The sequence below is a fragment of the Kaistia nematophila genome, assembly GCF_026343855.1.
GTDB lineage: Bacteria > Pseudomonadota > Alphaproteobacteria > Rhizobiales > Kaistiaceae > Kaistia > Kaistia nematophila.
In genome coordinates this window covers 95,710-111,497 of record NZ_JAPKNK010000002.1, presented here as the reverse complement: position 1 = coordinate 111,497, position 15,788 = coordinate 95,710, and the positions used below count along the sequence as shown (strand labels likewise).

Below are 15,788 nucleotides of genomic sequence, written 5' to 3'. Positions count from 1 at the left end.
TTAGTCCGCGAGGAAGCCGACCAGGCGGTTGGTGACGGCGAGCCGGCGCGACAACAGCGCCGCCATGGCCGTGTGGAAGCCGACCGCGGCCTCGGGAAGATCGGACGCCAGACGCTCGAGATCCTCGCGGGAGAAGCGCCAAGCGACGAGGGCATTTCGCGCCACGATCGACGCCGTGCGCGGCTCGTGCAGATAAAAAGAGATCTCGCCCACAGCGTCCCCCGGACCGATCGTCGCCAGCGAGACCGAGATGCCACCATCGCCGGCCATTTCGACCGTGGCGGTGCCGGATTCGATGAAGAAGATGTCGCTCGACGCCCCGCCCTGCACGATCAGCGGATCCCCCTCCGCAATGTCGAGCTTCTGGCAATAGGCGCCGATCGTCGTCGCGAGCGTATCCCGTTTTAGGAAGGCGCGCAGCAGACTGTGGAGTGTCCAGCCTTCGGCGGGGACCAAAACGGCTCCCAGCTCCGACAGCAAGGCGTCCTCGCTCCAGCGCAGCCCTCTTTCCAGATCTGGCTCGATTCGAACGGAGCTGCCTGCCCCGATGGCGAGGCCGTTGCGGATCAACGCTTGTCGCAGCCGTTCCGAAAGGCCGGTCAGGATGACGGTGAACTCGCGCTTCGAGGCCACCTGGCTCAGGCGGATGAAGCTCTGGACGGCCGAGGAATCCATGCCGGAAACGCGGTGGAAGTCGATAAGGAGGAAACGGCCGCCGTCCTCCATCCGGTCCTGGACCCGTTTGCGCAACCGATCGGCCGTGCCGAAGAACAGGAAGCCCTGCAGGCGGACAATCACGATGCCCGCGCCATGCTGGCGCAGCAATTGCTGCCGCTCGCCGGATACCTGGCCGCTCGTGTGCCAGTCGGCGCCCGTCAGCTCGTGGCGGACGATATCGACCCGGCCATACTGGAAGGCGAACAGGAAGATCGCCGCGATCAGGCCGACCAGGATGCCGACGGGAAAGCTGACCAGCACGATGACGAGCGCGATCAGGAGGATCACGGCATATTCGAACGGGTCGAGCCGCCGCCGGGCGCGCACGAGCCAGTCATACATGAGAGACCCGCCGACCCAGACCAGCACAGCGCCGAGCAGCAGCGCCGGCACGGCGGCTATGAGGACGCTACCGAACCACAGCGCCGAAAGCATCATCACCACGACGATGACGCCGACCCAGCGGCTGACCGCGTTGAGCTGGTGGATGATCAAGGTCAGCGAGACCGAGGAATAACCGGGCAAGCCGCCGCCGAGGCCGACAAGAAGATTCATCAGACCGTTGGAGCGCATCTCCTGATTGAGATCCATGTCGCGGTCGGCATGGAGTTCAATCCCGGTCGTATTCATCAGGAGAGCAACGATGGTGATGACGATCATGATCGGCAGCGTGATCATGCCGTGGAGGACGGCGTACCAATCGACCGAAGCCAGAGCGGAGAGCCGGACCGGTGGCCAGAACTTTCCGGCCTCCGGCATTCGGATCAGCCAGCCGGCCGCCCGGAACGGCTCGTAGCCCTCGCCGCGCGCCAAGACGACGAGATTGAAGATGACGAGCACCGCGAGCAGCACGGCCGGCACGGCGAAGACGTTCTTGAACAACCGTTCGGTCGCGAACAGCACGACGACGAGCGCGATCATCAGCCCGAACTGCAGCAGCAGCGGCGGTTGCAGAAGTTGCGGCAGCAGCGAAAAGGAAGGCGTCTGATTGGTGGTGACGCTGATGCCGCCGAGCAGGATCAGCCAGCCGGTACCGGTGAGAAACCCGGCGATGACCGGATAGGGCGCAAAGCGGATCAGGCCGCCAAGCCGGCAATAGCCCAGGATGAGCGTCACGAGCGCCGTCGCCATCGTGGTCACCGCCACGGCCGCGAAGATCGTCGCCGCCCTTGCCTCGCCCGAGACGGTGGGATCGATCGCCGCGGCAACCGCCGAGACGATCGAGACCATGGCGACGATGGGAATCTCCTGGGCGATCGGGATGATGTCGCTCTTCGAACCGCCCAGCACGGCGAAGATCGTCATCACCGTCGTCGAGAAGAGCGCCAGCCCGAGGGCTATCGGCATCAAGCCCTGCAGCTCACCTGAGAACAGCAGGCTGCCATGGCCGATCGTCACGACGACCGCCAGAAACCCACACACGATTCCGGCGACAAGCACCGAGACAAAACGACCGGGGGATGACTGATTCATTTGGCTTCGGACCGGAGGACGAGCACGGCTGAATTTGTCTGGGACAAATCCGGGCAAGTCAATGACGTGAACGTAAGCTCGCGCAAAAGCTTTGCACCTGCCCGAGGCCGGTCCATCGGGCCGCTGGGTCATTCCGTGTTTCATGGAAAAACGGAATGACTCTAGCTCTTTGTCGGGTCGCGTTGTCTTCACGCGAACCGCTATCCACTTCGCTCGAAAACGCTCTAGGCAGAAGGCAGCACTGCCGCCCCGTAGATCGCGTCGGCGCGCTTTTCGAAGGCGTCGGCGAACTTGCGGAACGCCTTGTCGAAGACGGTGCCCATCAGTGCCGAAAGCGTGCGCGAACGAAACTCGTAGTCGATCGTGAAGCTGATGTTGCTGTGGCCGCCGTCGAGCGCGGCGAAGGTCCACAGATTGTCGAGATGCTTGAACGGACCGTCGAGATATTCGGCCCGGATCGTGCCGGCATCGCGGTCGAGCACCACCTTGGTGGTGAAGGTCTCGCGGACGATCTTGTAGGCGACCGTCATGTCGGCGATCAGCACCTCGCGGGCGCCATCCGGCTTGCGGCCGCGGATGACGAGCCGCTCGCAGAGCGGAACGAACTGCGGATACTTCTCGACATCCGCGACGAGCGCGAACATCTCCTCTGCGGAGTGACCGACACGTCGTTCGGTCGCAAAGCTCGGCATCGTCGACCTCAGCCCTGGTGCTGCGCCCGACGGGCCGCACGCAGACGATCGAAATCCTCGCCAGCATGATGCGAGGACCGCGTCAGCGGGCTCGACGAAACCATCAGGAAGCCCTTGGCATAGGCGATCGTCTCGAAGGACTTGAACTCCTCCGGCGTGACGAAGCGGATGACCGGGTGATGCTTGCGGCTCGGCTGCAGATACTGGCCGATGGTCATGAAATCGACCTCGGCGACGCGCAGATCGTCCATCAGCTGCAGGATCTCGTTCCGCTCCTCGCCGAGGCCGACCATGATGCCGGACTTGGTGAACATGTTGGGATCGAGTTCCTTCACCCGCTGCAGCAGGCGGAGCGAGTGGAAATACCGGGCGCCGGGCCGAACCTTCAGGTACTTCGACGGCACGGTCTCGAGATTGTGGTTGAAGACATCCGGACGGGCCTCGACGACGACTTCCAGCGCGCCGGGCTTGCGGAGGAAGTCGGGCGTCAGGATCTCGATCGTCGTGCCGGGCGCGGCGCGGCGAATGGCATAGATCACGTCGGCGAAATGCTGCGCGCCGCCATCGGCGAGATCGTCGCGATCCACCGAGGTGATGACGACATGCTGAAGGCCGAGCTTGGCGACCGCCTCGGCGACCTTCTCCGGTTCGGCGCGATCGAGCGCCTCGGGCATGCCGGTGCGGACGTTGCAGAAGGCACAGGCGCGCGTACAGGTGTCGCCCATGATCATGAAGGTGGCGTGCTTCTTCGACCAGCACTCACCGATATTCGGGCAGCCGGCCTCCTCGCAGACCGTCACGAGGCCGTTCTTCTTCACGATATCCTGGGTCTCGCGATAAACGGGCGACCCCGGCGCGCGAACACGGATCCATTCGGGCTTGCGCAGCAGCGGCGTTTCCGGCCGGTTGGCCTTTTCCGGGTGGCGAGGGCGAAGGTCCTTGCCGGGACGGGTATCCAGAACGACGACCATGGAAACTCCGATCTTCCCTTACGCGCGGCGTAGGAGGCTGAGCAGGAACAGGAGAACGATCGCGCCAACCGTCGAGACGACGAGGCTGCCGACGAAGCCAGCAAAATGGATGTTGAAGGCCCCGGCCAGCGCGGCGCCGATCCAGGCGCCGACGAGACCGACGATCAGGTTGATGATCAGGCCTTGGCGGCGCTCCATGACACGGGACGCGATCCAGCCGGCGAGAATGCCGATCAAGATCGTCGCAAAGATGCCGACACCGTTCATGTTGAGCCCTGGCCGTTCCTGTTTCAGAACATATGGTGGAAGTCCATGCGCAACACCAGCTTTGTGTCGCGCATGGCCGTCATGCAATCAGTTTGGCGATTCCGACGACGATGACCGCGCCAACCGCCGCGATCACGATCTGGTTGACGAACTCGTTGCCGAGATCGACCGGGATGTTGAAGTAGCGGACGAGGAACCCGCCCACCACGGCGCCGATCAGCCCCGTGATGATGTTGCGGATGAAGCCGCCGCCTCCGACGACGATGCTGGCGAGCCAGCCGGCGATCAGGCCGATGGCGACCCAGATCAGGATCGCCTTCATTTGAGGGTCCATCGCGCCGCGTGCCTAGATGTGGATCGCCCGGCCATACGCCGCCAGCACGCTCTCGTGCATCGTCTCCGACAGGGTCGGATGCGGGAACACGGCGTTGATCAGCTCTTCCTCGGTGGTTTCGAGGTTCATGGCGATGACGAAGCCCTGGATCAGCTCGGTCACTTCCGCGCCGACGAGATGGGCGCCGAGCAACTGGCCGGTCTTCTTGTCGAAGACGGTCTTGACCAGGCCCTCGGGCTCGCCGAGCGCGATCGCCTTGCCATTGCCGATGAAGGGGAACTTGCCGACGCGCACGTCGTAGCCGGCTTCCTTCGCCTTCTTCTCGGTCAAGCCGACCGACGCGATCTGCGGGTTGCAGTAGGTGCAGCCCGGGATCTTGGCCTTGTCCATCAGGTGCGGATGCAGGCCGGCGATGGCCTCGACGGCGATGACGCCCTCGTGCTCCGCCTTGTGCGCCAGCATCGGCGGGCCGGCGACGTCGCCGATCGCCCAGATGCCGGGGACATTGGTCTTGCCGATGCCGTCGATGACGACGCAGCCGCGGTCCGTCTTGACGCCGAGCTTCTCGAGGCCGAGGCCCTCGATGTTGCCGACGACGCCGACTGCCGAGATCATCTTTTCGGTGGTGATGTCCTGCGTCTTGCCGTCCGCCGTCTCGATCGTGGCGGTAACGGAATTGGCCGTCTTGGTAACCTTGGTCACCTTGGCGCCGGTCAGGATCTTGATGCCCTGCTTCTCGAAGCGCTTGCGGGCATGCGCCGCGATTTCCTCGTCCTCGACGGGCAGGATCTGCGGCAGCACCTCGACCACGGTCACGTCGGAGCCCATGGTGCGATAGAACGAGGCGAACTCGATGCCGATCGCGCCGGAGCCCATGACCAGCAGCGACTTCGGCAGGCTGTCGGGCACCATGGCCTCGAAATAGGTCCAGATCTGCTTCTTGTCGGGCTCGATGCCGGGCAACGCGCGCGGACGGGCGCCCGTCGCGACGATGATGTTCTTGGCCTCGTAGTCGCCGCCGCCGAGCGCGTTCTTCGGCGGGTTCTCGGCCGCCTTGACGCTGATCTTGCCCGGAGCCGTGATTTCGGCCGTACCCCAGATGACGTCGACCTTGTTCTTCTTCAGCAGGCCGGTGACGCCCTGGTTCAGCTGGCCGGCGACGCCGCGCGAACGCTTGGTGATGGCGGCCATGTCGTAGCCGACCTTGTCGGCCGAGAGGCCGTAGTCGGAGGCATGCTCGAAATAGTGGTAGACCTCGGCCGAGCGCAGCAGCGCCTTGGTCGGGATGCAGCCCCAGTTCAGGCAGATGCCGCCCAGATGGCTCTTCTCGACAACGGCCGTCTTGAGGCCGAGCTGGGCTGCGCGGATGGCGGCGACATAGCCGCCCGGGCCGGATCCGATGATGATGACGTCGTAGGCCATGTTCGTCTCGCTGCGCGTTGAAGGTCTTGCGGCCCCCTTCCCGCCTGGAGAAGGGAGCCGGAACGACGGTGTTGGCTAGACCAGCATCGCCATGGGCTTCTCGATGTAGCCCTTGAAGGCCTGCAGAAGCTCGGCCCCGAGCGCACCGTCGACGACGCGGTGGTCGGTCGAGAGCGTGACCGACATGACGGTCGCGACCTTGATCTCGCCATTGCGCACGACCGGCTGCTGGATGCCCGCGCCGACCGCCAGGATCGTCGCGTGCGGCGGGTTGATGATCGCCGCGAAATCCTTGACGCCGAACATGCCGAGGTTGGAGACCGAGGTGGTGCCGCCCTGGTATTCTTCGGGCTTCAGCTTGCGATCGCGCGCCCGCTTCGCCAGATCCTTCATCTCGTTCGAGATGGTGGACAGCGACTTCTGGTCGGCGTTGCGCACGACCGGCGTGATCAGGCCACCGGGGATCGAGACGGCGACGCCGACATCGACGACCTTGTGGACGAGCATGCCGCCATCGGTCCAGGAGGCGTTGGCGCCCGGAACCTTCTTCAGCGCCAGCGCCATGGCCTTGATGACCATGTCGTTGACGGAGACCTTGTAGCCGGGCTTGCCGTCGGCATCCTTCGGCGCGGCACCGTTGATCTGCTCGCGCAGCGCCAGCAGCGCGTCGAGGTCGCAATCGACGGTGACGTAGAAGTGCGGGACGTTCTGCTTCGATTCCGTCAGGCGGCGGGCGATCGTCTTGCGCATGTTGTCATGCGGCACGAGATCGTAGGAGCCTTCGGCGAAGAGCTTGAGCGTCTGCGCGTCGGTCGGTCCGGCGTGAGCGGGAGCCGACGGGGCGGCAGCCGCCGGAGCTACGGCCGTAGAAGCCGGCGCAGCCTTGGCGGCGCCGCCCTTCTTGGCTGCCTCGACGTCGGCCTGGACGACACGGCCATGCGGACCGGTGCCGGCAACCTTGGCGATATCGATACCGGCCTCCTTGGCGATGCGGCGCGCCAACGGCGAGGCGAACACGCGCTCGCCCGAAGCGGCGGCAGGAACAGCCGCCGGGGCCGGTGCGGCAGCAGGCGCCGGCGCAGCGGCGGGAGCCGGAGCGACCGCAGGCGCAGCAGCCGGAACCGCGGCAGCGGCCGGAGCAGCCGCGGGCGCCGGAGCGGCGGCAGGCGCGGCGCCGATGGCGCTCGCATCCTCGCCATCGGCGAGCAGCACGGCGATCAGCGCATTGACCTTCACGCCCTGCGCGCCTTCCGGCACGAGAAGCTGGCCAACGGTGCCTTCATCGATGGATTCCACTTCCATCGTCGCCTTGTCGGTCTCGATCTCGGCGATGACGTCGCCCGACTTGACCTTGTCGCCAACCTTCACGTTCCACTTGGCGAGGTTGCCCTCTTCCATGGTCGGCGAAAGCGCGGGCATCAGAATATTGATCGGCATAAAGCACCTATTGGCGTGTGTCTGTCGTGCCCAGATCGGTCGGACGGTCCCATTCCGCGTCGAACATGGCCTTGATCTGTTCCAGCGCCTGCTCTTCCGAGCAGACGCCGTCCCTGGCAAAGCCGTGCGCGACGTGACGAGCTATGTCGACCAGCAGGATGCCCCAAGTAGACGGGCTGTCAAAGGCCGTGCGGAAGCTGACATCCAGCCCCTTGTCGACGATCCAGGCGCGGAACACCTCCGCCGCATCTTCCGATTCCAGGGCGCCGGGCGGGATTTCCAGCTCGCGTTTGTGACCGGCCATGACGCTACCGGTACGTTACGGCTTTGACGGCCGCGATCACTTCGCCGACGTTCGGCAGCGCGAGCTTCTCGAGGTTCGCGGCGTAGGGCATCGGAACGTCCTTGCCGGTGACCTTGAGAACCGGCGCGTCGAGGAAATCGAACGCCTTTTCCATCAGCTCGGACGCGATGTGCGAACCAATCGAGTTCTGCGGCCAGCCCTCTTCCACCGTCACGCAGCGGCCGGTCTTCTTGACCGACTCGATGACCGTGTCGATGTCGAGCGGACGGAGCGTCCTGAGGTCGATCAGCTCGGCGTCGATGCCCTGCTCGGCGAGCTCGGCCACGGCCTTGGTCGCATAGGTCATGCCGATACCGAACGAGACGATCGTCACGTCCTTGCCTGTCTTGTGGATGCGCGCCTTGCCGATCGGCAGGACGAAGTCATCCAGCTGCGGCACGTCGAACGAGTGACCGTAGAGGATCTCGTTCTCGAGGAAGATCACCGGGTTCGGATCGCGGATCGCCGCCTTGAGCAAGCCCTTGGCGTCGGCCGCCGTGTAGGGGACGATGACCTTGAGGCCCGGGATGTGGCTGTACCAGGACGAATAATCCTGGCTGTGCTGGGCCGCGACGCGGGCCGCGGCGCCGTTCGGGCCACGGAACACCATCTGCGCGCCGAGCTGGCCGCCCGACATGTAGAGCGTCTTGGCGGCCGAGTTGATGATCTGGTCGATCGCCTGCATGGCGAAGTTGAACGTCATGAACTCGACGATCGGCTTCAGGCCGGCGAGCGCCGCACCCGTCGCGAGGCCGGCGAAGCCGTGCTCGGTGATGGGGGTGTCGATGACGCGATCGTCGCCGAATTCTTGCAACAGGCCCTGCGTGATCTTGTAGGCGCCCTGGTACTCGGCGACTTCCTCGCCCATGACGAAGACGTCGGCGTCGCGGCGCATTTCCTCAGCCATCGCGTCGCGCAGCGCTTCGCGGACCGTGGTCGAGACGAAGGTGGTGCCGGCGGGGATGGCCGGGTCGGCTGCGACCTGGACAGCGATCGGCGCGGCGGCGACAGGCGCAGGCGCGGCGGCCGGAGCCGCAGCGGGAGCCTCGGCGGCAGGCGCAGCGACAGGCTGCGGCGCCGGCTGGGCGCTGGCGGCGGCCGAAACGTCCTCGCCGTCGGCGGCGATCACGGCGATCGGCGTGTTCACCTTCACGTTCTCGGTGCCTTCCGGCACCAGAAGCTTGGCGATCGTGCCTTCGTCGATGGCTTCGACTTCCATCGTCGCCTTGTCGGTCTCGATCTCGGCGATCACATCACCGGACTTGACCTTGTCGCCTTCCTTCTTGAGCCATTTGGAGAGCGTACCCTCCTCCATGGTCGGCGAGAGGGCCGGCATCAGAATATCGATGGGCATGGCTGTCTCCCGACCTTACTTCACGATGTCCGTCCAGAGCTCGGATGCATCCGGCTCCGGATCGTTCTGGGCGAATTCCGCCGCGTTGTTGACGATGTCGCGCACCTCGGCGTCGAGCTTCTTCAGCTCGTCCTCGGTCGCCCAGCCCTTCTCCAGCAGGCGCGAACGCACCTGCTCGATCGGATCGTGCTCGTTGCGCATCTTCTGGACTTCGTCCTTCGACCGGTACTTGGCCGGGTCGGACATGGAGTGGCCGCGATAGCGGTAGGTTTCCATCTCGAGGATATAGGGGCCCTTGCCGGCGCGGCACCAGGCGACGGCCTTGTCGCCGGCGGCCTTGACGGCGCGGACGTCCATGCCGTCCACCTTCTCGCCAGGGATGCCGAAGGAGAGACCGCGACGGGAGAAGTCGGTCTGCGCAGAGGAGCGCGACACGGACGTGCCCATGGCGTAGCGGTTGTTCTCGATGATGTAGACGACGGGCAGCTTCCAGAGCTGCGCCATGTTGAAGCTCTCGTAGACCTGGCCCTGGTTCGCGGCGCCGTCGCCGAAATAGGTCAGGCAGACATTGTCGTTCTTGCGGTAGCGGTTGGCGAAGGCGAGGCCGGTGCCGAGCGATACCTGGCCGCCGACGATGCCGTGGCCGCCGAAGAACTGCTTCTCAATCGAGAACATGTGCATCGAGCCGCCCTTGCCGCGCGAATATCCGCCGCGCCGGCCGGTCAGCTCCGCCATCACGCCATTCGCGTCCATGCCCGCGACGAGCATGTGGCCGTGATCGCGATATCCGGTGATGGTCTGATCTTCACCCGTCCGAATCGCCATCTGCATGCCGACGACGACAGCTTCCTGGCCGATATAGAGGTGACAGAAGCCGCCGATGAGGCCCATGCCATACATCTGGCCGGCCTTTTCCTCGAAGCGGCGGATAAGGAGCATTTCGCGGTAGGCGAAAAGTTCCTGCTCCTTGGAGAAATTATCTGCAGGCGCCGGCTTCGCCGACTTTACCGCTGCAGTCTTCCGTCCGGCGGCCGGCGCAGATTTGCTGCCGACTTTCGCTTTGGCTACGGCCATGCCTTGTTCTCCGGGGCGTGTCCCAAACTGATGCGGGACGTTAGCCGAAGCCGATTGGCATTCCAAGATGCACGCCAAGCATCGGAGCCATGCGCCAACTACATGACTTGACTACCAAAATCCTAATGAACTGAAATTTGGTTCATCGCATATTTAGCCACCGCTTCAATGCTGCGGGGTCTATTGCGATGCAGCAATCCCGATCACCAATTCGTCCGCCTGGACGACATTGAGCTTGGCACGGGCCCTCTCGTCGATCATGTCGGGATCAAGGCTCTCCGGCCGGAGGAGCTGCGCGCGCGCCGCCAGCGACAGCCGCTCCGCCTTCATTTCCGCCAATTCCTTTTCGAGGCCAATGGCTTCGCGCTCCATGCGCTCGCGTGACCAGATGCCGTAATCGCCGTTGAAGGAATGATAGGCGAAGTAGCCCATCACGGCGAGCGAGCCGAGCGGCAGAATGAGTCGCCGGAGCTTCGAATGCTTGCGCTGTTTGGTCGTCATGCGAGGATCTGAACGCGGTGCAACATGATGAATAAAGCATGGCGCAAGACGATTAACGCCGGGTTTCCGCCCATGGTCGCCGCGTCTGCGACGGGAGGAAAAAGAGGTCGAGGCGGGATACGCACCGCTTTCTTCCGGCGGATCCCACGCCGAAACGCCCTTCCCTATCGCAGCCATGCGTTGAAGCGACCCCTCCTAGAACCGTCCCTGCCATAGAGAATCCTTGGCTATTGGCCCCACTCAGAGTATGGGAGGGCCAACTCGCATTCCGCATGACCCTTCACCGCTCGCGATCCAACCGGTCGCGGCCCGGAATGCTTCTCCAATTTCAGGCTTCCGTTCCTTATGGTTTCGCTCGTCCAGAATCCGGCCCTCGCCCGCGCCATCGCGGAAAAAGGCTATCAGTCCCTCACCCCGGTCCAGGCGGCCGTCGTCGAGCCGCAGGTCGGCGAGAGCGACCTGCTCGTCTCGGCCCAGACCGGCTCGGGCAAGACAGTCGCTTATGGCCTTGCCTTCGCAACCACTCTGCTCGGCACGGAAGAGCGCTTCGGCGCGGCGAACGAGCCGCTGGCGCTCGTCATCGCCCCGACGCGTGAACTCGCGCTTCAGGTGCAGCGCGAACTCGCCTGGCTCTATGGCGAGACGGGCGTGAAGATCGCCTCCTGCGTCGGCGGCATGGATGTTCGTCGCGAAGCACGCGCGCTGGACATGGGCGCGCATATCGTTGTCGGCACCCCCGGCCGCCTGCGCGACCATCTGGAACGCGGCCGCCTCGACATCTCCAAGCTCAAGGTCGTCGTGCTCGACGAGGCGGACGAGATGCTCGATCTCGGCTTCCGCGAGGATCTCGAGCTCATCCTCGACGCCGCGCCGCAGGAGCGCCGCACGCTGCTCTTCTCGGCGACCCTGCCGCGCGAGATCGTGCGCCTGGCCCGCCAGTATCAGCGCGACGCCATGCGCATCGACACGATCGACCAGAGCCAGCCGCATGGCGACATCGAATATCGCGCCTTCCGCGTCGCTCCGAACGAAATCGACCTCGCCGTCGTCAACGTGCTGCGCTTCTACGACCAGCCCGCCGCCCTCGTCTTCTGCTCGACGCGCGAATCGGTGAAGCGCGTTCATGCCGGCCTGCAGGAGCGCGGCTTCCAGGTTGTCGCCCTTTCGGGTGAGCTGAGCCAGACCGAGCGCATGCATGCGCTGCAGGCGCTGCGCGACGGCCGGGCACGCGTCTGCGTCGCGACCGACGTCGCCGCCCGCGGCCTCGACCTGCCCGATCTCGGCCTGGTCATTCACGCCGAGTTGCCGACCGGCCCCGCCGTGCTGCTGCATCGTTCGGGCCGCACTGGCCGCGCCGGCCGCAAGGGCGTCTCGGCGATGCTCGTGCCCTACACGAATCGCTCCAAGGCGCTCCGCCTGATCAACGCCGCCGGCGTCGACGCCTACTGGACCGCCGCGCCTTCGGCCGACGAGATCCGCGCCAAGGACCACGAGCGGCTGCTCGAAAGCGTGCTGCGCGTCGAGCCACCGTCCGAGGAGGATGCGGTTCTGGTGCGCGAGCTGGTCGGCCAGCGCTCGGCCGAGGAGATCGCCGGCGCGCTCATCCGCATGCACCGCGCCCGCCTGGCGGCACCGGAAGATCTGTTCGATCCCGGCCCGCAGCAGGAGCGTCGTCCGCCGCGCGAAGGCCGGGAAGGCAAGCCGCGCCGGCACGAGCGGGAGGAACGCTATGGCGACGCACCGCGCGAGCGTGGTCCGCGCCCGCCGCGCGAGCGCGACGGCGGCTGGCCCGAAGGCGGCCCCGGCAGCCAGGGCGGCCGGCCCGAGCGCCCGCAGCAGGACATGGTCTGGTTCCGCATGAGCGTCGGCCACCAGAAGAACGCCGATCCCAAGTGGCTGCTGCCGCTGATCTGCCGTCGTGGCCACGTCACCAAGAACGAGATCGGCGCGATCAAGATCTTCGAGCGCGACACGCGCTTCGAGATCGTCGCCGAGGCGGCTGAGAGATTCACTGTCGCGCTGCGTCGTGGCGGCGAGGAAGAGATCCGCATCGAGCCGGCCGATGGCGCCCCGGCGGGCGGCGGCGGCAAGCGTCCGCCCCGTGGCGACGGCCCCGGCAAGCCGCGCGGCGGCTTCAAGCCGGGTGGCAAGCCCGGTTTCAAGGGCGGCTTCAAGGCCGGCGGCAAGAAGCGCGACCGCGCCGAAGGCTGAGCCGGCCCGACATAGTTGAATACAAGGAAGCCCGCGACATCGTCGCGGGCTTCTTTTTTCGGCGGGGGCGATCCTCGTAAAGAAAAGGCCCCGCTCGCGGACGAGCGGGGCCTTTTCAGTTCGGTTCGGCGGAACGGATCAGTCCTTCAGGCGCTCCAGGGCGGCCTTGATCTTCGCCGTCAGCTCCTGCGCCTCGGCGAGTCGCTCGCGCTGCTCCTCGATCACCTCTTCCGGCGCGCGCGAAACGAAGTTCTCGTTGCCGAGCTTTGCCTCGATCTTGGCGATCTCCTTGGCGGCCTTGTCGAGCTCCTTGCCGAGGCGGCCGCGTTCGGCATCGAGATCGATGACGCCGGCGAGCGGCAGCGCGATCGTCGCTTCGCCAAGCACGGTCTGCACGGCGCCCTTCGGCGCCGCGTCGGCGGCGGTGATCTCCGACGCGCGGGCGAGACGCTTGATCAGCGCGTCATGCGTGGCGAGACGGGTCGACGTCTCGGCCGAGGCCCCGACGATGATCAGCGGCACCATGGCGCCCGGCGGCACGTTGATCTCGGAGCGGACCGAGCGGACCGACGAGATGAGGTCGACGAGCCAGTTGATCTCGGCCGCGGCCGCCTCGTCCTCGAAATCGAGCGACGGCCATTCGGTCAGGACCAGGAGCTGGTCGCGGCTGGATCCCTCGTCCGCCGTGCGGTCCCAGAGCTCTTCAGTGATGAAGGGCATGAACGGGTGCAACAGCGTGACGATGCGGTCGAGCGTCCAGCCGATCGTGGCGCGGGTCTCGGCCTTGGCGGCCTCGTCCTCGCCGTTCAGCACCGGCTTGACCAGCTCGAGATACCAGTCGCAGAACGAGTTCCAGACGAAGCGGTAGAGCGCGTTGGCGGCGTCGTTGAAGCGATAGGCCTCGAGCGCCTCGGTGACGGCGCGCGCGGTGCGCGTCGTCTCGGTGGCGATCCAGCGGTTCAGCCGCTCCTTGGCCGTCGAGGGCTCGAAGCCGGCAACGCGCGTCGCGCCGTTCATCTCGGCGAAGCGCGAAGCGTTCCAGAGCTTGGTCGCGAAGTTGCGATAGCCCTCGACGCGCGAGGTCGCCAGCTTGATATCGCGCCCCTGCGCCGCCATGGCGGTCAGCGTGAAGCGGAGCGCGTCGGCGCCGTATTCGTCGATCAGCGTCAGCGGATCGATGACGTTGCCCTTCGACTTCGACATCTTGGCGCCCTTCTCGTCGCGGACGAGGGCGTGGATGTAGACGTCCTTGAAGGGCTCGACCGGCGTGCCGTTCTCGTCCTTCATGAAGTGCAGGCCCATCATCATCATCCGGGCGACCCAGAAGAAGATGATGTCGAAACCGGTGATCAGCACGCTGGTCGGATAATAGCGGGCGAGTTCGTTGGTTTCGTCCGGCCAGCCGAGCGTCGAGAAAGGCCACAGCGCCGACGAGAACCAGGTGTCGAGCACGTCCTCGTCGCGCGTCAACGCAACTGTCGAGCCATAATGCGCGGTTGCGAGCGACGCCGCCTCGGCCTCGTCATAGGCGACGAAGACCTTGCCGTCCGGGCCGTACCAGGCCGGGATCTGATGGCCCCACCAAAGCTGGCGCGAGATGCACCAGGGCTGGATGTTTTCCATCCACTCGAAGTAGGTCTTTTCCCAGTTCTTGGGCACGAAGTCGGTGCGGCCCTCGCGAACCGAGGCGATCGCCGGCTGCGCCAGCGTATGCGCGTCGACATACCACTGCTCGGTCAGGAACGGTTCGATCGGCACGCCGCCACGGTCGCCATGCGGCACGGTGTGGCCGTGGTCCTCGATCTCGGCGAGATAGCCCTGCTCTTCCAGCATCGCGACGACGGCGTTGCGCGCCGCGAAGCGGTCGAGGCCGTCGAGCGCCGCGATGGTGTCGGAAAGCGCCGCCGTCTTCGGCAGATCGGCGAGGAAATCGGCATTGCCGGCGATGATAATGTTCGCCTGGCGGTCGAGCACCGAGATCATCGGCAGGTTGTGCCGCTTGCCGACCTCGAAATCGTTGAAGTCGTGCGCCGGCGTGATCTTGACTGCGCCCGAGCCCTTCTCGGGATCGGAATATTCGTCGGCGACGATCGGAATACGCCGGCCGACGAGCGGCAGGATCGCATGCGCTCCGGCCGCAACGAAGGCCTGGTAACGCTCGTCTTCCGGATGCACGGCAACCGCCGTATCGCCCAGCATCGTCTCCGGACGCGTGGTCGCAACGGTAATGTAGGTGGTCGCATCGTCCGGATCGAAGGTCTTGCCCTCGATCGGATAGCGGAAGTGATAGAGCTTGCCCTTGGTCTCGACCTGGATGACCTCGAGGTCGGAGATCGCCGTCTCCAGCTTCGGGTCCCAGTTGACGAGGCGCTTGTCCTTGTAGATCAGGCCGCCGCGATAGAGCTCGACGAACACCTTGAGAACGGCCTTCGAAAGGCCCTCGTCCATGGTGAATCGCTCACGCGACCAGTCGGCCGAGGCGCCGAGGCGCTTCAACTGCCCGATGATCGTGCCGCCGGATTCGGCCTTCCACTTCCAGACCTTCTCGACGAAGGCGTCGCGGCCGATATCGCGCCGGTTCGGCTCCTGCCGCTCGGCCATCTGACGTTCGACGACCATCTGCGTCGCAATGCCGGCATGGTCGAGGCCGACCTGCCAGAGCACGTCCTTGCCGCGCATCCGCTCGAAGCGGACGAGAACGTCCTGCAGCGTGTTGTTGAGCGCGTGGCCCATATGCAGCGAGCCGGTGACGTTCGGCGGCGGGATCACGATGGAGAAGGGCTTGGCGCCGGGCTTCGCGCCCGCGCCGGCCTTGAAGGCACCCTGGCCTTCCCAAGTCTCATAGATGCGCGGCTCGACCGCGGCCGCGTCATAGTTCTTGTCGAGCATGACCGTTTCCGGATGAGGAATTTGAACTGGTGTAAATCGGATGGCCGAGGGTGAGTCAACCGCGCTGCGGCGGAAGCCAAGCACCGCCTGCGTCAGATCCTGC

13 protein-coding genes are annotated in these 15,788 nt (G+C 65.4%); 1 reads left to right on the top strand and 12 read right to left on the bottom strand.

Translation table 11 applies throughout. The features are described from left to right. From OSH07_RS04785 to OSH07_RS04735, 11 genes are all read right to left on the bottom strand, one after another. Positions 1–2,190, bottom strand: coding sequence for a SulP family inorganic anion transporter (locus OSH07_RS04785; protein WP_266337481.1), 2,190 nt, complete (start codon positions 2,188–2,190; stop codon positions 1–3). 224 nt (positions 2,191–2,414) lie between these two features. Continuing rightward, positions 2,415–2,882 carry a type II toxin-antitoxin system RatA family toxin gene (locus OSH07_RS04780; RefSeq protein WP_266337480.1) on the bottom strand — a complete coding sequence of 156 codons (468 nt, stop codon included), beginning with the start codon at positions 2,880–2,882 and terminating at the stop codon, positions 2,415–2,417. Between the two features lie 8 nt (positions 2,883–2,890). After that, entirely contained in the window at positions 2,891–3,853 is a 963-nt protein-coding gene (lipA, locus tag OSH07_RS04775) for a lipoyl synthase (RefSeq protein WP_266337479.1), read from the bottom strand. Positions 3,854–3,871: 18 nt separating this feature from the next. After that, positions 3,872–4,207 (bottom strand): GlsB/YeaQ/YmgE family stress response membrane protein, encoded by a 336-nt coding sequence (locus OSH07_RS04770; RefSeq protein WP_266337478.1) that lies wholly within the window; start codon positions 4,205–4,207, stop codon positions 3,872–3,874. Continuing rightward, positions 4,200–4,442: a GlsB/YeaQ/YmgE family stress response membrane protein gene (locus OSH07_RS04765; RefSeq protein ID WP_420909598.1), complete on the bottom strand. Its 243-nt coding sequence runs from the start codon at positions 4,440–4,442 to the stop codon at positions 4,200–4,202. The genes OSH07_RS04770 and OSH07_RS04765 overlap by 8 nt, the downstream gene beginning before the upstream one ends. Positions 4,443–4,466: 24 nt before the next feature. Next, positions 4,467–5,876 (bottom strand): dihydrolipoyl dehydrogenase, encoded by a 1,410-nt coding sequence (lpdA, locus tag OSH07_RS04760; protein WP_266337476.1) that lies wholly within the window; start codon positions 5,874–5,876, stop codon positions 4,467–4,469. A gap of 75 nt (positions 5,877–5,951) precedes the next feature. Then, positions 5,952–7,313 carry a pyruvate dehydrogenase complex dihydrolipoamide acetyltransferase gene (locus OSH07_RS04755; RefSeq protein ID WP_266337475.1) on the bottom strand — a complete coding sequence of 454 codons (1,362 nt, stop codon included), beginning with the start codon at positions 7,311–7,313 and terminating at the stop codon, positions 5,952–5,954. A gap of 7 nt (positions 7,314–7,320) precedes the next feature. Next, a complete protein-coding gene (locus OSH07_RS04750; protein WP_266337474.1) occupies positions 7,321–7,617 on the bottom strand; it encodes a DUF5076 domain-containing protein in 297 nt (98 codons plus the stop codon). Positions 7,618–7,621: 4 nt separating this feature from the next. Further along, positions 7,622–9,010 carry a pyruvate dehydrogenase complex E1 component subunit beta gene (locus OSH07_RS04745; protein ID WP_266337473.1) on the bottom strand — a complete coding sequence of 463 codons (1,389 nt, stop codon included), beginning with the start codon at positions 9,008–9,010 and terminating at the stop codon, positions 7,622–7,624. Positions 9,011–9,025: 15 nt separating this feature from the next. Beyond that, a complete protein-coding gene (gene pdhA, locus OSH07_RS04740) occupies positions 9,026–10,084 on the bottom strand; it encodes a pyruvate dehydrogenase (acetyl-transferring) E1 component subunit alpha (RefSeq protein WP_266337472.1) in 1,059 nt (352 codons plus the stop codon). Between the two features lie 180 nt (positions 10,085–10,264). Beyond that, the gene (locus OSH07_RS04735) at positions 10,265–10,762 is read right to left on the bottom strand and encodes an FtsB family cell division protein (protein ID WP_266337471.1); all 498 of its coding nucleotides are present in this window, start codon (positions 10,760–10,762) and stop codon (positions 10,265–10,267) included. Between the two features lie 168 nt (positions 10,763–10,930). On the opposite strand from OSH07_RS04735, the gene OSH07_RS04730 reads away from it, so the two are divergent. Then, complete coding sequence (locus tag OSH07_RS04730) at positions 10,931–12,796, top strand: DEAD/DEAH box helicase (RefSeq protein WP_266337470.1); 1,866 nt, start codon at positions 10,931–10,933, stop codon at positions 12,794–12,796. 138 nt (positions 12,797–12,934) lie between these two features. On the opposite strand, the gene OSH07_RS04725 is transcribed toward OSH07_RS04730, so the two are convergent. Continuing rightward, on the bottom strand, positions 12,935–15,685 hold the full coding sequence (locus OSH07_RS04725; protein ID WP_266337469.1) for a valine--tRNA ligase: 2,751 nt from the start codon (positions 15,683–15,685) through the stop codon (positions 12,935–12,937). Between the last annotated feature and the right edge of the window lie 103 nt (positions 15,686–15,788).

Excerpts from the sequence above, each read along its gene's own strand:
- OSH07_RS04780 (WP_266337480.1), bottom strand. The coding sequence starts at position 2,882 with ATGCCGAGCTTTGCGACCGAACGACGTGTCGGTCACTCCGCAGAGGAG.
- OSH07_RS04730 (WP_266337470.1), top strand. The coding sequence starts at position 10,931 with ATGGTTTCGCTCGTCCAGAATCCGGCCCTCGCCCGCGCCATCGCGGAA.
- OSH07_RS04765 (WP_420909598.1), bottom strand. The coding sequence starts at position 4,442 with ATGAAGGCGATCCTGATCTGGGTCGCCATCGGCCTGATCGCCGGCTGG.
- OSH07_RS04785 (WP_266337481.1), bottom strand. The coding sequence starts at position 2,190 with ATGAATCAGTCATCCCCCGGTCGTTTTGTCTCGGTGCTTGTCGCCGGA.
- OSH07_RS04725 (WP_266337469.1), bottom strand. The coding sequence starts at position 15,685 with ATGCTCGACAAGAACTATGACGCGGCCGCGGTCGAGCCGCGCATCTAT.
- OSH07_RS04745 (WP_266337473.1), bottom strand. The coding sequence starts at position 9,010 with ATGCCCATCGATATTCTGATGCCGGCCCTCTCGCCGACCATGGAGGAG.
- pdhA (WP_266337472.1), bottom strand. The coding sequence starts at position 10,084 with ATGGCCGTAGCCAAAGCGAAAGTCGGCAGCAAATCTGCGCCGGCCGCC.
- OSH07_RS04755 (WP_266337475.1), bottom strand. The coding sequence starts at position 7,313 with ATGCCGATCAATATTCTGATGCCCGCGCTTTCGCCGACCATGGAAGAG.
- OSH07_RS04735 (WP_266337471.1), bottom strand. The coding sequence starts at position 10,762 with ATGGCTGCGATAGGGAAGGGCGTTTCGGCGTGGGATCCGCCGGAAGAA.
- lipA (WP_266337479.1), bottom strand. The coding sequence starts at position 3,853 with ATGGTCGTCGTTCTGGATACCCGTCCCGGCAAGGACCTTCGCCCTCGC.
- lpdA (WP_266337476.1), bottom strand. The coding sequence starts at position 5,876 with ATGGCCTACGACGTCATCATCATCGGATCCGGCCCGGGCGGCTATGTC.
- OSH07_RS04750 (WP_266337474.1), bottom strand. The coding sequence starts at position 7,617 with ATGGCCGGTCACAAACGCGAGCTGGAAATCCCGCCCGGCGCCCTGGAA.